Genomic DNA, 13,276 nt, shown 5'->3' with positions numbered 1-13,276 from the left:
AGCAGATCATGAGTTGGTGCATAAAATCATTTCAAGAGCTGACAAACGATGAGCTTTATGAAATTCTACAGCTTCGCACCTCTATTTTTGTTGTGGAACAGAAGTGTGCTTACTTAGAAGTAGATGGAAAAGACAAATTTGCTTATCATTTGTTCAAAAAAGAAGATGAGAAAATTATCGCATACCTTAGAGTTTTACCAAAAGGAATTAGCTATAAGGAAGCTTCTCTTGGACGTATTATTGTAAAACAAGCACAGCGCGGTACAGGTCTCGGAAGAGAACTAGTAGCAAGAGGAATTGCTTTTCTAGAGAATGAATGGCACGAGAAGACAATTAAAATTCAAGCTCAAAGCAGACTTCAAACATTTTATGAATCGTTTGGTTTTAGACCTATTTCCGATATTTATTCAGATGAAGGACTCCCACACGTCGATATGCTAAAGACACCTTAGAAACTTCACCATTTGTGTGAAGTTTTTCTATTTTTAAAACGGGTAAGGTGAAAGAAACGTGTAGGGTTTAGTGGCATGCAGATAGAATCGATATGACTACTACTAAATTAGTAATTTATGAATAAGATAGATAGTGAATTTGTTTCTTTTTACTTATTCTTTGATTTTCAGTAAGTGATATATTGAAGAAAGTAATAATATTGTATATAATGATTTTTGTAACAAAAATGTAACAATTACGTAATATTCTTAATATTTATTGAGAAAGAAATTTGTTGTACATATTGCTTGGAGGCATTTTTATGAGTGCAAAAGAAAAGAAAAATAGGTATATATATAGTTTGGACGGACTTCGGGCCTTTGCTGTCATGGCTGTGATTGCTTATCACTTAGGCTTTGGATGGGCGTCTGGAGGATTTTTAGGAGTTGACGTTTTCTTTGTATTATCTGGGTATTTAATTACCTCAATTTTACTGGTGCAATCTTGGGAAAATCCTTTAAAGAATTTGAAGCATTTTTGGATTAGCCGTACGAGAAGACTTCTTCCAGCTGTGTATGTGATGGTCATATTAACTGCAGCGTGGGTTATTTTATTTAACCGACCATTGTTAACAACGCTACGAGGCGATGCATTATCGTCTATTTTTTATATGAGTAACTGGTGGTTTATTTTTCATAAAGTTTCATATTTTGATAGTTTTGGATCACCGTCACCATTAAAGAACTTATGGTCACTTGCTATTGAAGAGCAGTTTTATATTGTATGGCCACTTGTTTTATTGTTGGGTTTGAAATTTATTAAAAAGAGAGGAATTCTTTCTCTATTTATTTTAGCTGGAGTAATGGCCTCAGCCATTCTGATGTCTTTTTTATATGAGCCAGGAGGAGATCCTAGCCGCATTTATTATGGAACCGATACTCGGCTGTTTGCCCTTTTAATCGGTTGTTTACTTGCATTTGTCTGGCCCATGTATCGTTTATCATCAAAAAATCTTCCAGCTGTGGGCAAGCAAGTATTAAACGCAGTAAGTATGGTAAGCTTCTTTGTATTTATTCTCTGCGTATGGAGCGTTGATGAGTATACGCATGCATCTTTTCTTTATCAAGGTGGCATGCTGCTGATTTGTTTAAACGCTGCTGTGCTGGTTGCAACGATTAGTCACCCTAGTAGCTTTTTAGGAAAAGCTTTGTCGTTTAAACCGCTTCGCTGGCTTGGTACTAGATCATACGGTATCTATTTGTGGCATTATCCGGTTATTGTTCTTACAACACCTGTAGCCGAGATTGGCCGCCCGGTCTATTGGCATGCGCTGTTACAAGTAGGAATTACATTTATCATTGCTGAACTTTCGTACCGTTACATCGAGGTGCCTATTCGCACACGCGGTTTTCGCTATTATTTCCGGCATTACCATCCGAGAGAGCTTTTTAAATGGCGTAATCTCTCTCGTTCGAGACAAGCGGTTTTGGGCAGTCTCATTTTCTTTTTGGCGTTGTTTACAGCGGATATGACAAGCTTTGCTATTAGTACGCAGCAAAAGGATGAGACCGAAGCAAAACAAACAGAGGTTAAAATTCAAACGAATCATAAAGAAAATGCTTCAACTTCTGTCAAAGACAAGAACAAAGCGGAGGATGAAAAAACAAAGAACGCGGAAAAGAACTCCGCAGAAGAAAAATCTGATGCAAAAGAAGAACAGCAGCCGAATTCTTACAGAGATGTTCTTGCGATTGGAGATTCGGTCATGCTGGATATTGCTCCTAATCTTAAAGAGATGCCGCTTAGTATTACGATTGACGGAAAAGTAGGAAGGCAGCTCAATGAAGCACTGCAGCTAACTCCAAGTTATCAAGCATTTAATAATCCGAACAGCGCAGTGATTATTGAGTTAGGAACGAACGGTTATTTTACCAATGAAGAACTTGAACAACTGTTAAAAGCTTTTTCACAAGCGGACGTTTACTTAGTGAATACGCGCGTTCCTCGTTCCTGGGAAAGCACCGTGAACCAGAACTTGAAAGCTGCTTCTGAAAAGTTTGATCACGTCACGCTTGTAGATTGGTACTCTGAGGCTTCTAAGCACCCTGAATACTTTACATCAGATGGTGTCCACTTGGTACCTGAAGGATCAAGAGCATTAACAAAATTGATTGAAGAGCGTATGAATTTAGAAGTTAAGGCAGAAAATGGTTCATAATGAGCGAGAGACGTATTGAGTTTTACATCATAAACTGATTAATAGATAAAACAAAAAAAGCTTACATGTGTAAGCTTTTTTTGTTTCAAGAAAGGCGAGAAGAAATATTGCCAGCGATTTCTTGAAGTTTTTCAGGCGTGTATTCGCTTGTATGCTCTTTCCATACAGCACCGAATCCATCGCCTTCCCCGTAGCGTGGAATAATGTGCATATGATAATGAAACACGGATTGACCAGCTTTTTCACCATTATTATTTAAGATGTTTAAGCCGATTGGGCTGTATGTTTCTTTAATTGCATTTGCGATTTGAGGAACCACTTCAAATAAATTGCGCGCAATTTCCGGTGTTAGTTCGTGAATGTCTTTTTTATGTACTTTTGGAATCACCAACGTATGACCTTTTGTTACTTGACTAATGTCTAAAAAAGCTAATACATGTTCATTTTCAAATACTTTTGCACCTGGAATTTCACCGCGAATAATTTTGCAAAAAATACAGTTTTCATCATGTGTGCTCATTATGTTCACCTTCCGTTACTAATATAAATGTATGGGTATACATGTACGTTTATTTTACCACAAAGTAGAAATGCAATCAGCAGGCAAGAAATAGCCACTCATATTTTATACACAAAAACGGGATGCAAACGATTATGCATCCCGTCATGTGAAGAAGGAAAAAATAGCTTTTAATGCAGCATATGATCTTTAAGGAACACCTCATTTACGTAATTGCATTGCCTAATGAAACAGTCACTTGAAAAAGTATATTCTCTTTAACAAACACCTCATTTAAGCATTAAGCTAAAAAAATATACAATGTGAACGAAATCGTTCTTGGTCTTTGACAAACACCTCATTTACACAGTAATAAATGAACATTATTGTCTACCCATTATATATATTCTTACTACGTTCATGACTACCATCCCCTTATGAATCAAACATACATTGATTTACAATAAGGTTTTCTGAAATATGCCTGCTGTAGACACCTCATCCCAAATGTAAGAAGCTTTGTAATGATTAGTTGTAATCAATAACTTGTTTTCCTTCTTCCCTATATAGAATGTCCCGATATTTCGATTATATTCTGGAAAAATTAACCGAAAAGAATTGAAAACGATGTGAGGACGAAAAAGATTTGGTACAATAGAGCAAATAGCGCTTGCGCTTGTAGACAAAAAAGAACAAATAAAAGGAGATCGTGATGGGTTCTTTATTGCAAATTAACAATATTACAGGGGGATATACGAAAACTCCCGTCTTAAAAGATGTATCGTTTGATGTAAATGCAGGTGAATTAGTTGGGTTAATCGGCTTAAACGGAGCCGGAAAAAGTACAACGATTAAACATATCATTGGATTAATGGAAGCAAAAAAAGGAAGTGTATCCATTAATAATAAAACCTTTCAACAAGACCCAACAGGCTATCGAAGTCAGTTTACGTTTATTCCAGAAACTCCTGTGCTCTACGATGAATTAACATTAAAAGAACATTTGGATATGACAGCTATGGCTTATGGAATTGAGCCTCAAGCATATGAAGCACGTCTGCAGCCGCTTTTAAAAGAATTTCGTTTAGACCGGAAGTTAAAATGGTTTCCCGCGCATTTTTCAAAAGGGATGAAGCAGAAGGTTATGATTATGTGCGCTTTTTTGGTTCAGCCGTCTCTTTATATTATTGATGAACCTTTTTTAGGTTTAGACCCGCTTGGTATTCAATCTTTACTTGATTTGATGACGGATATGAAAAAGCAAGGTGCAGGCATTTTAATGTCCACACACATTTTGGCGACCGCGGAGCGCTACTGTGATAAATTTGTTATTTTACATAACGGAGAAGTAAGAGCGCAAGGAACGCTTAAAGATCTTCAAGAAGAATTTCAGATGCGCAATGCTACTCTTGATGAAATTTATATTGAATTAACAAAGGAAGAAGGCTATGAGTAAGATTGACGCATTATGGAAGCAACGATTTCAGCAGTATTTAGTGGATGTAAGAAGATATACAAAATATATCTTAAATGACCACATTAAATTAGTGTTAATTTTTGCGATTGGCGGTTTAGCCTACTATTATCAACAGTGGTTGAGTACATTAACACCTGCGTTTCCTTCGGCTGTAGTGATTGCGATCCTTATGGGATTGATTTTAACAATGGGCCAAATTCAAACGTTTTTAAAACGACCTGATTTAGTCTTTTTGCTTCCTTTGGAGACGAAGCTGCAGCCTTATTTCAAAAAATCTTTTTGGTTTACCTTTACGATTCAGCTTTATATTTTATTATTTGCAACGGGTGCAGCAGCGCCTCTTCACGTAAAAGTAATGCATGATTCTTACTCAAATATTTTTGTGTTTTTTCTGCTATTACTCATTCTGAAAGTTGTAAACTTAGGCATGTCTTGGTGGGCCGTATGGTTTGAAGAAAAGTGGGCGAAGTGGACAGATTATATCGTCAGATTTTTCTTAAACGCAGTTTTTACTTATTTCTTATTTTCGCATGCATACGTATTTTTTACAGGAATTGTAGCGGTAATTATGATTGCGCTAGCCGTTTATTATCGCTCTCTTACAAAAAGGAAGCCGATTAAATGGGAAAAGCTAATTGACTTAGAAGAAAAGCGCATGGGCTATTTTTATCGATTAGCTAATTTATTTACGGATGTTCCACAAGTCAAAGAACGAATCAAACGCCGTAGATATTTAGATTGGCTAGTAACACGTATTCCATTTCGTCAAAATGCCACTTACCATTACTTGTACACCAGAACATTTTTGCGATCAGGAGATTATTTAAGTTTGCTCGTTCGCTTAACTGTCATTGGCGGATTTTTAATTGTAGCTGCGCCGTTTCAATACGGCAATATAGTGGTTGTTTTATTTGTTGTATACATAACGGGTTTTCAATTACTCCCGCTTTGGAAGCAGCACAAGCAAATTTTATGGCTTTCTCTTTATCCAGTCGAAGCTAAAGAACGAAAAAGGGCATTTTTGGACGTATGGAAAAAAGCGCTGTATGTACAAATTCTTGTGCTCGCCATAGTGGTGGCTTTTTCTAATATAGTTGCTGCACTGCTTTCCTTGGCAGCAGGTGCTATATTTATTCACTTATTTGTAAATGCATATGTAAATAAAAAATTAACGTAAAAAAGCTCCGAATGGAGCTTTTTTTACGTTTTTAGACTACTTTTGAGACAAAGATAATATCCGAAAGCGATAGACGTTCATCGCTACTTTTGTGAGATGATCAAGAAGCTGATAATTCGCATACGCACCTACAACAGCTCCAATTCCCGGCATCAGCTGAAACATTTTCACAACATCAATGTAATCGCGATATTCTTGTTGAAAAGCTTTCCAATCAAGCTCAAGAAGTTCCTCTTTCTTTTCCTCCCAGCTTTCTACTACTTCGAGCAGCTTCGTTCTATGGTCGTCGCTGCAAAAGGCAAGATGAAAAATATACAGCATATAAATGCGTTCTTCTTTTTCTTTTACATCAAAACCATACGTCGCGGCAATGTCAAATAAGCACTTCATTTTTATGGAAAGAAGAAGTGGGAAATCTGCTGCGCCTAAAAGGAGACCACCTGCACCAGTACCAGCTCCTTCTACAGCAGCTGTTTTTTTGTACTTAGGTATGAGCTCCAAAATTCTTTTCTCTTTTTCTTCAAACGAAAGACCGCTGACATCTCTTTTTTTAGTCGTGAAATCGGACCCAACAAGCGTGGTTTCAACCATTTTTTTTATACTTTCAGTTATAATTCTATGGACTTTAGCAGGGATTTTTTCATTTAGTTTAAGCTGTAAGGATTTTGCGGTACGCTGAAATTTAGAAGGTCGTTTCAACATGCTAAATTTCCAATGTTCAGCTTCTCGTAACACTTTTTCTTCATACGTATTCAAAAAAGTCACCTCTTTTCAGTCGATATAAATACTACGTTTTAAGTGAGAAAAAGTTTCCTAAAATAAAACAGCAAGCAATCGTCTGTTTATCTGTACGAATGCTTGCTGAATGATTAATTCGCTTTTATTGCGTTTTTAGAATGAGCTTGTTCTCTTAAATACTCAACAGCAGCCGTACCAAGCGTTTTCGCTGCGATAAGCATTGCTTTTTCGTTAAAATCAAATTTAGGATGATGATGAGGATAAGGAGCATCTACACCTTCTGGCTGAGCTCCTGTAAAGAAGAATGTTCCTTTAATATGCTGCAAATAATAAGAGAAATCTTCTCCAGTCATGTGAGGCTCCGTTTCTTCGACTGTATGAACTTCATCGATTTGAGAAGCAGCAGAAGCAAGAAAGGCCGTTTCTTCCGGGTGGTTTACGACGGAAGGATAGCCGCGCGTATAACTCAGCTCATAAGAAGCATCAGCCGTTAAGCATGTACCTTGGACAATTCGTTCGATTTCTTTTTCGACATCATTTCGTACATCTTCATTAAATGTTCTTACCGTTCCAATTAGTCGAGCAGAATCAGCGATAATATTAAATGCATTTTCTGCTACAAAAGAACCTATGCTTACAACCGCTGAATCAATTGGATTTACACGTCTGCTTACAATTTGCTGTAAATTAACAACAAGCTGAGAGGCGATGACGATTGAGTCTTTTGTTTTGTGGGGCTGTGCACCGTGTCCGCCTGCTCCTTTGATCGTAATTTCAAAGCGATCAGCAGCAGCCATAATAGGGCCCGTTCGATATTGAACCACACCAGTGGGAGTTAATGACCATAAATGCGTTCCGAATATTGCGTCTACACCGTCTAAGCATCCGTCTTCAATCATGGACTTGGCGCCTCCGGGAGCATACTCTTCGGCGTGCTGATGAATGAAGACGATTTTACCAGGGAGAGAATCTCTTATTTCAAAAAGCGCTTTAGCAAGGACTAAAAGAGTAGCCGTATGACCATCGTGGCCACATGCATGCATCACGCCCGGAACAGTTGATTGATAGGGTACATCTTTTTCATCTTGAATAGGAAGGGCATCAAAGTCGGCTCTCAAAGCTACAGTAGGACCAGGTTTTCCTCCTTGAATGCTTGCTACAATGCCGTTTCCTCCTACATTTGCTCGGTAAGAAATACCGATCTTGTCATAAAAAGACCGAATGTAGGCAGCAGTTTGAAATTCTTTAAAAGACGGTTCTGGATACTGATGCAGATATCGGCGAATTTGAACCATTTCATCAAATTTTTCTTCAAGTAAAGTATGTAGCTTGGAGTTCACATAACCATATCCTTTCTGTGTAAGTTGAATAAAGTTTTGAATTTTTTGACATTTTAATCATTATATCATTATCTATAAAAAAGAAAAGAATGTAAGCGTTATTATTGAAAAAAGTAATTGAATCATGAAATATTTTATATACATAATAGATACATAAGATGAGAAATAGGGACAAAGAATGAGTTTTTTACCAATTTTCTCGTGAGATAATAGGAGGTAACGATATGGTAGATTCACAAACTGTATCTCTGTACAAAAAATTGATGTGGGCGTTTGGGATTGCGGGTCTCGTTTTTTTAGGAGTGTTGTTTGCTGTGTCGACAGATTCTTTTCAAGGAGACCGCTGGCTTGTTTCAGCTATAGATGACAGCACTATTCTTCAGTCAGCGTCATCTGTTTTTCACGGCCTGTCTTTTTTAGCTTCAAAAGTGATGATTATGGTTCTTTTAGCTGTACTTATTGTTTTTTTATTTTTAAAAAAAGACTATATTGGCATGATATCCTCATTTTTACTTATTTTAAGCGGCGATATTATTAATAAAGCAGTTAAAGATGCGGTAGAACGAGCCCGTCCTCTTGAAGGCATCGAAGGCTACAGTTTTCCAAGCGGCCATGCAATGATGGGAATTCTTATCTACGGTCTGATTTTCTTTTTTCTGATCAAGCATATAAACAATCAAAAGGTGGCCAAGTGGTATCAGCGGGCAATTACTTTAATTGTTTTGTTAATCGGCGTGAGCCGTATTCTGTTAAGAGAACACTTTTTAACAGATGTATTAGCTGGCTACAGCTTAGGGCTTATGTGGCTAATTGTAGGCATTTTCTTCTATACGCTTGTTTATGCGTATGTAAGGCCGTCAGCGGAAAAAGAGTTTCCAAAAGGTATGTAACAAATATATACATATGACCCCCTTCATCAAAAGAAGGGGGCTTTTGTTTAAACTAGGAACATTGCGACAATCGTTGTAACAACTAATCCAATCGCTACAGGTTTTAAATTGCGTCTAGCGAGTTCAAACGGACTGACTCCACAAATCGCAGCAGCTGGAATGAGCGCCCATGGAATCAACGTTCCCCCTCCAACCCAAATCGCAGCAATTTGCCCCAAAGCAGTTAGCGTGGCAGCGCCCGATCCTAAAGCAGATGCAAATAAATGAGAGACAGAGCCTACGAGTGAAATACCTGAAAAGCCTGAACCGTCTAACCCTGTAATAGCTCCTAGCGCAGTTATCGTCACAGTAGCGACCTGTGCAGTTAACGGTACAGTCGAAGCAAGCGCAACGCCTAGGTCATTGACAAGTCCATGTGATCCTTTCGGAAGAAAGTCACCAATGATTGTTTTAAATCCAGCATCTCCTAAATAGAAAAAAGCGGCAATCGGAATAACGGGACCGAATACTTTAAACCCAAACTGCAAGCCTTCAATCAAGTAGGAAGTGGTTTGTTCGAGACCTTTTCCTTTGTGAGCAATAAGCGACACCACTACTAAAATAAATAGAGCTGTACCTCCAACGAGAGCAGTGGCATCTCCTCCCTGTAAATGAAGGGCGAACATTGCCCATACGTCTATAGCAAAGAAAAGAGGAACTATAATGGCTAAAGCCCGGCGTAATGAAGGAGAAAGAGGTGTGGATTGGTTAGAAGAGCTGCTTGTTAAAATTGTCGGTTGCGCCTGAATTTTATTGTGCTTCATATCTTGTTTTAGAAAGTAAAAAGCAGAGAGTGTGGTAACGACTCCCATCACAATGACAAGAGGGACACTTGCTTGAACAACCTCGTGAACCGGAAGCCCTGCTGCGTCAGCGGTTATCTTAGGGGCAGCTTGAATAACAAAGTCTCCTGAAAGCGCAACGCCGTGGCCGAATAAATTCATCGCTACAGCTACGCCTATAGCTGGCAGCCCTACGCGGATGGCAACTGGTAAAAGCACGGCTCCAAGTAAAGCAACGGCTGGAGAAGGCCAGAAAAAATAGGAGATGGTCATCATAACTAATCCAATAACCCAATAGGCAAGAGTAGGTGTTTTAATGAGGCGAGCAAAAGGTGAAATCATCGATTCATTTATTCCTGTAGCCATTAAGACTTTACTCATGGATACAATAATTGAAATAATTAAAATGGTAGGAAGCAGTTCTGTAATGGCATAAATGAAGCTGGAAAAAACAGCGCTGACGGAGTGGCTTAACGAAGAGGTAGCCGTTAAGGAAAGCAAAAAAATCCCGAGTATACAAAGGATACTCGTATCTCGCCGCATAATCATAAAGCCGATAATGAAGGCGATAAAAAGGACATACATCCAATGAAGAGCTCCAAGCTCTATGCCCATAAAAATTCCTCCCAATAGGTGATGTAGTATACAATATGACGTTTGTGCCTATTGTGATACTCGCCTACTAGGAGGATGTTTACTTATTTAACTACGTGGTATGAGGTGACATAAGAAGGGCGAGAGAAAATCGATGGCTGCTGATCCACGCCTTCTGACGTACCGCGTTTTTTGTGTGCTTCATTATAGGCTTTTGAAGACTGCCAATCGCTAAATGAACTTTCATCTTTCCATCCTGTAAAGATAATGTATGTGTCATTTTGCAGTGGACGAAGCACACGAATAGCTGAAAAGCCTGCTTCATTTTCAATTAAACGAGCGCGTTGGCTAAATCGCTGTTCAAACAAAGGACGGCCTTCATCTGTAACTGAAATATTATTTAGTACAGCAAATCCGCTATCTGCAAGATCTCCAGAAGCATCTAATACTTCATAAGCATGTCCTTCTTTAAAAATTGTATCTCCATCTGTTTCGTGGACTAGTGCAAATTGATCGTCATCTTTGTGAAGCAGTAATAAACGTTCACTCGGATGTTCGTCGATCAACTTTTGAAGGTAAGGGCCTGTTCCGTAAGTAATAAAGATCTTCATGGATTATACTTCCTTTCTAATTGGGAATTGCATACAATTTACAATTGTAAATCATACTAAAATTATAAAATTTTACACACAAAAATTCAAAAATTGTGAACTTCTAATGAAGATGGTAAAGTAAAACATTGATGAAGTTGTTTTCCATATTATCAAAAGTTTAGCGGAAGAAAAGGGGTGGCACGATGTACAAAAAAGGCTTATACGCAATTGCTGCCTTAGTTGGAATTTTTCTATTAGGATTGATTGGATATATTATCATCTTGTTTCTTGGAAACTATGTAATTGATGAGAAAAAAATCGTCATGGACTCGGCTACGAGATTAGTCGATGAAAATGGAGACGAATTAACAAAGCTCTATGTGAAAAATCGGGACTTGGTTTCAATTGACAAGATTCCAAAGCATGTGCAACAAGCATTTATTTCAATTGAAGATGTTCGTTTTTATGAACACCACGGAATCGATTTTAAATCTATTGGCCGAGCATTATACCGAGATATATTGGCTGGAGGAAGTGTTGAAGGAGGAAGTACTTTAACACAGCAGCTGGCTAAAAATGTGTTTTTATCGAATGATAAAACGCTGCTTAGAAAAACAAAAGAAGTAGTGGTGGCTATTAACCTGGAGCAGCGTTACAGTAAGCAAAAACTGCTTGAAATGTATTTGAATCAAATATACTTTGGACACGGAGCCTATGGAATCCAAGCTGCATCCAAGCTTTACTTCAATAAAGATGTCTCCGAATTAACGGTAGAAGAAGGTGCACTTCTCGCTGCACTGCCAAAAGCACCGAATTCCTATTCTCCTATTTTACATCCAGAAAAAAGTATAGAACGTAGAAATGTTGTGTTAAATGCCATGCAAAAAGCAGGTTATTTATCAGCTGAAAAAAATGTCCGTTTGCAAGGAAGAACGCTGGGGTTGAACATAAAGGAGCAGGCTAAAAATCCAGCGTATTTAACCTATATCGATATGGTTATCCAAGAAGCAGAGAAGAAATACAGCATTTCGGGCAATGAGCTTCTGCGCGGAGGTTATACGGTCAAAGTACCGATGAATATAAAAGTACAAGAAGCCGCCTACGAGCTGATGAAAGAAAATCGTTATTTTCCAGGTACAGATAACAGTGCCCAAGGTGCTTTTGTATTAGTCGATAACAAAAGCGGAGGAGTTTTATCTGTTATGGGAGGACGAGATTATGTACAAAAATCGCTCAACCGCGTAAATGTCAAAAGACAGCCAGGTTCTACGATGAAACCTATTGCGGTATATGGCCCTGCATTAGAAGAAGGTCAATTCAAGCCTTATTCGTTGCTGCAAGACAAGCTTAGAAGCTACGGGGGATACACACCTAAAAACGTAGACGGCCAATATGCTAAAAAGGTAACGATGTACGATGCCTTAAAAGATTCTAAAAACGCAGCTGCCGTCTGGACATTGAATCAGCTAGGAGTTGAAACAAGCAAGCAGTATCTCACAAAGCTAGGAATTCCGTTAGAAGATAAAGGGCTTGCGATTGCTCTTGGAGGATTAAAGGAAGGAATTACACCGCTTCAATTAGCAGGAGCGTACCGGGCATTTGCTGAAAATGGAGAAAACATCCAACCGTACTTTATTCAAGAGATAAAAGATCAAGATGGAAAAGTGATTGCAAAAGCTGTTCCCGACACTCACAAAGCATTTTCAAAACAGACGGCTTGGTATATGACAAAAATGCTTCAAGGAGTTGTTAAAGAAGGAACGGCAAAAAATGGAGAGTTTAAAGGAGAGTTAGCAGGAAAAACAGGGTCTACTTCGTATACGAATGTTAAAGGAGCCACAAGAGATGCTTGGTTTGTTGGATATACCCCAGATGTTGTAGGAAGCGTGTGGATGGGATATGATTCTACAAATGACCAGCACTATTTAACAAAAGGAAGTTCTTATCCAACTCTATTATTTAAAGACATTCTAACAAGAGCTGGTTACGACGAAGCTGCATTTCAAAAGCCAGCAGGCGTTAAAGATCTGCCAAAACCAATACGTTTAGAGCAAGTTAAAGACTTAAAACAAGAATTAACATTCCATCCATTTGGTTTGCTAACGGTAAGTTTATCGTGGACACCTTCACCTGATAAAAGAGCTGTTTATTATGTTTATGAGAAAAAAGGGGATAAAGCCGAATTGATTGGCAAAGTGAAGGGAAAAGGAGCATTTGAAAAAGAGCGTGTGAATCTGCTCGACAGTCCTACTTATTATGTAGTTCCTTACAATTCCCAAACACAACAAAAAGGAAAAAAATCCAACGAAGTAACACCTGCTCTTTTTCAATAAAAAAAGGAAGAGTAGGGCGATTTTTTGACATTTTTAGCAGGTGGCTATACAAGTCGTAAAGAAATGGGTATAGTGACAAGTAGAGAATATAACGTGAAACTTTAATCAGTAGAGGAACCGGTATGTTCCTTTGCTGATTATTGTCTGTCTAATCGAAGAAAATA

At 38.2% G+C, this 13,276-nt stretch carries 11 protein-coding genes; 6 read left to right on the top strand and 5 right to left on the bottom strand.

What is annotated here, in order from left to right:
• Positions 1–8: 8 nt before the first annotated feature.
• Complete coding sequence (locus tag ACRPLY_RS22375) at positions 9–452, top strand: GNAT family N-acetyltransferase (RefSeq protein WP_098999424.1); 444 nt, start codon at positions 9–11, stop codon at positions 450–452.
• A gap of 302 nt (positions 453–754) precedes the next feature.
• Entirely contained in the window at positions 755–2,650 is a 1,896-nt protein-coding gene (locus ACRPLY_RS22370) for an acyltransferase family protein (protein ID WP_098999423.1), read from the top strand.
• Between the two features lie 85 nt (positions 2,651–2,735).
• Here ACRPLY_RS22370 and ACRPLY_RS22365 read toward each other — a convergent pair whose 3' ends face one another.
• Complete coding sequence (locus tag ACRPLY_RS22365) at positions 2,736–3,170, bottom strand: HIT family protein (protein WP_014461670.1); 435 nt, start codon at positions 3,168–3,170, stop codon at positions 2,736–2,738.
• Positions 3,171–3,861: 691 nt separating this feature from the next.
• Between ACRPLY_RS22365 and ACRPLY_RS22360 the strand changes: the two genes are divergently transcribed.
• Together ACRPLY_RS22360 and ACRPLY_RS22355 are read left to right on the top strand one after the other, a co-directional pair.
• Positions 3,862–4,605, top strand: coding sequence for an ABC transporter ATP-binding protein (locus ACRPLY_RS22360; protein ID WP_098999422.1), 744 nt, complete (start codon positions 3,862–3,864; stop codon positions 4,603–4,605).
• Positions 4,598–5,803 (top strand): ABC transporter permease, encoded by a 1,206-nt coding sequence (locus ACRPLY_RS22355; RefSeq protein WP_432232116.1) that lies wholly within the window; start codon positions 4,598–4,600, stop codon positions 5,801–5,803. Before ACRPLY_RS22360 ends, ACRPLY_RS22355 begins: the two co-directional genes overlap by 8 nt.
• Positions 5,804–5,839: 36 nt before the next feature.
• Here the strand turns inward: ACRPLY_RS22355 and ACRPLY_RS22350 are convergent, their stop codons facing one another.
• A complete protein-coding gene (locus ACRPLY_RS22350; RefSeq protein WP_098112853.1) occupies positions 5,840–6,559 on the bottom strand; it encodes an EcsC family protein in 720 nt (239 codons plus the stop codon).
• A 113-nt stretch (positions 6,560–6,672) separates the two neighbouring features.
• Complete coding sequence (locus tag ACRPLY_RS22345; protein ID WP_028412548.1) at positions 6,673–7,881, bottom strand: M20 family metallopeptidase; 1,209 nt, start codon at positions 7,879–7,881, stop codon at positions 6,673–6,675.
• Between the two features lie 224 nt (positions 7,882–8,105).
• On the opposite strand from ACRPLY_RS22345, the gene ACRPLY_RS22340 reads away from it, so the two are divergent.
• Positions 8,106–8,771 carry a phosphatase PAP2 family protein gene (locus ACRPLY_RS22340; RefSeq protein WP_028412547.1) on the top strand — a complete coding sequence of 222 codons (666 nt, stop codon included), beginning with the start codon at positions 8,106–8,108 and terminating at the stop codon, positions 8,769–8,771.
• Positions 8,772–8,818: 47 nt separating this feature from the next.
• On the opposite strand, the gene ACRPLY_RS22335 is transcribed toward ACRPLY_RS22340, so the two are convergent.
• Positions 8,819–10,207: a hypothetical protein gene (locus ACRPLY_RS22335; RefSeq protein WP_047751678.1), complete on the bottom strand. Its 1,389-nt coding sequence runs from the start codon at positions 10,205–10,207 to the stop codon at positions 8,819–8,821.
• A gap of 83 nt (positions 10,208–10,290) precedes the next feature.
• A complete protein-coding gene (locus tag ACRPLY_RS22330; RefSeq protein WP_013055327.1) occupies positions 10,291–10,797 on the bottom strand; it encodes an antibiotic biosynthesis monooxygenase family protein in 507 nt (168 codons plus the stop codon).
• A gap of 185 nt (positions 10,798–10,982) precedes the next feature.
• On the opposite strand from ACRPLY_RS22330, the gene ACRPLY_RS22325 reads away from it, so the two are divergent.
• On the top strand, positions 10,983–13,112 hold the full coding sequence (locus ACRPLY_RS22325; protein ID WP_033580640.1) for a transglycosylase domain-containing protein: 2,130 nt from the start codon (positions 10,983–10,985) through the stop codon (positions 13,110–13,112).
• Positions 13,113–13,276 lie beyond the last annotated feature (164 nt).

This window comes from Priestia sp. TGN 0903, assembly GCF_050846855.1.
In the GTDB taxonomy this organism is placed as follows: domain Bacteria; phylum Bacillota; class Bacilli; order Bacillales; family Bacillaceae_H; genus Priestia; species Priestia zanthoxyli.
Note: the sequence above shows the minus strand (reverse complement) of the source record. Positions and strands in the feature narration are given on the sequence as shown.

Bases quoted from the DNA above. Each gene is read 5' to 3' on its own strand.
- ACRPLY_RS22375 (WP_098999424.1), top strand. From the start codon at position 9: ATGAGTTGGTGCATAAAATCATTTCAAGAGCTGACAAACGATGAGCTT.
- ACRPLY_RS22370 (WP_098999423.1), top strand. From the start codon at position 755: ATGAGTGCAAAAGAAAAGAAAAATAGGTATATATATAGTTTGGACGGA.
- ACRPLY_RS22365 (WP_014461670.1), bottom strand. From the start codon at position 3,170: ATGAGCACACATGATGAAAACTGTATTTTTTGCAAAATTATTCGCGGT.
- ACRPLY_RS22360 (WP_098999422.1), top strand. From the start codon at position 3,862: ATGGGTTCTTTATTGCAAATTAACAATATTACAGGGGGATATACGAAA.
- ACRPLY_RS22355 (WP_432232116.1), top strand. From the start codon at position 4,598: ATGAGTAAGATTGACGCATTATGGAAGCAACGATTTCAGCAGTATTTA.
- ACRPLY_RS22340 (WP_028412547.1), top strand. From the start codon at position 8,106: ATGGTAGATTCACAAACTGTATCTCTGTACAAAAAATTGATGTGGGCG.
- ACRPLY_RS22335 (WP_047751678.1), bottom strand. From the start codon at position 10,207: ATGGGCATAGAGCTTGGAGCTCTTCATTGGATGTATGTCCTTTTTATC.
- ACRPLY_RS22330 (WP_013055327.1), bottom strand. From the start codon at position 10,797: ATGAAGATCTTTATTACTTACGGAACAGGCCCTTACCTTCAAAAGTTG.
- ACRPLY_RS22325 (WP_033580640.1), top strand. From the start codon at position 10,983: ATGTACAAAAAAGGCTTATACGCAATTGCTGCCTTAGTTGGAATTTTT.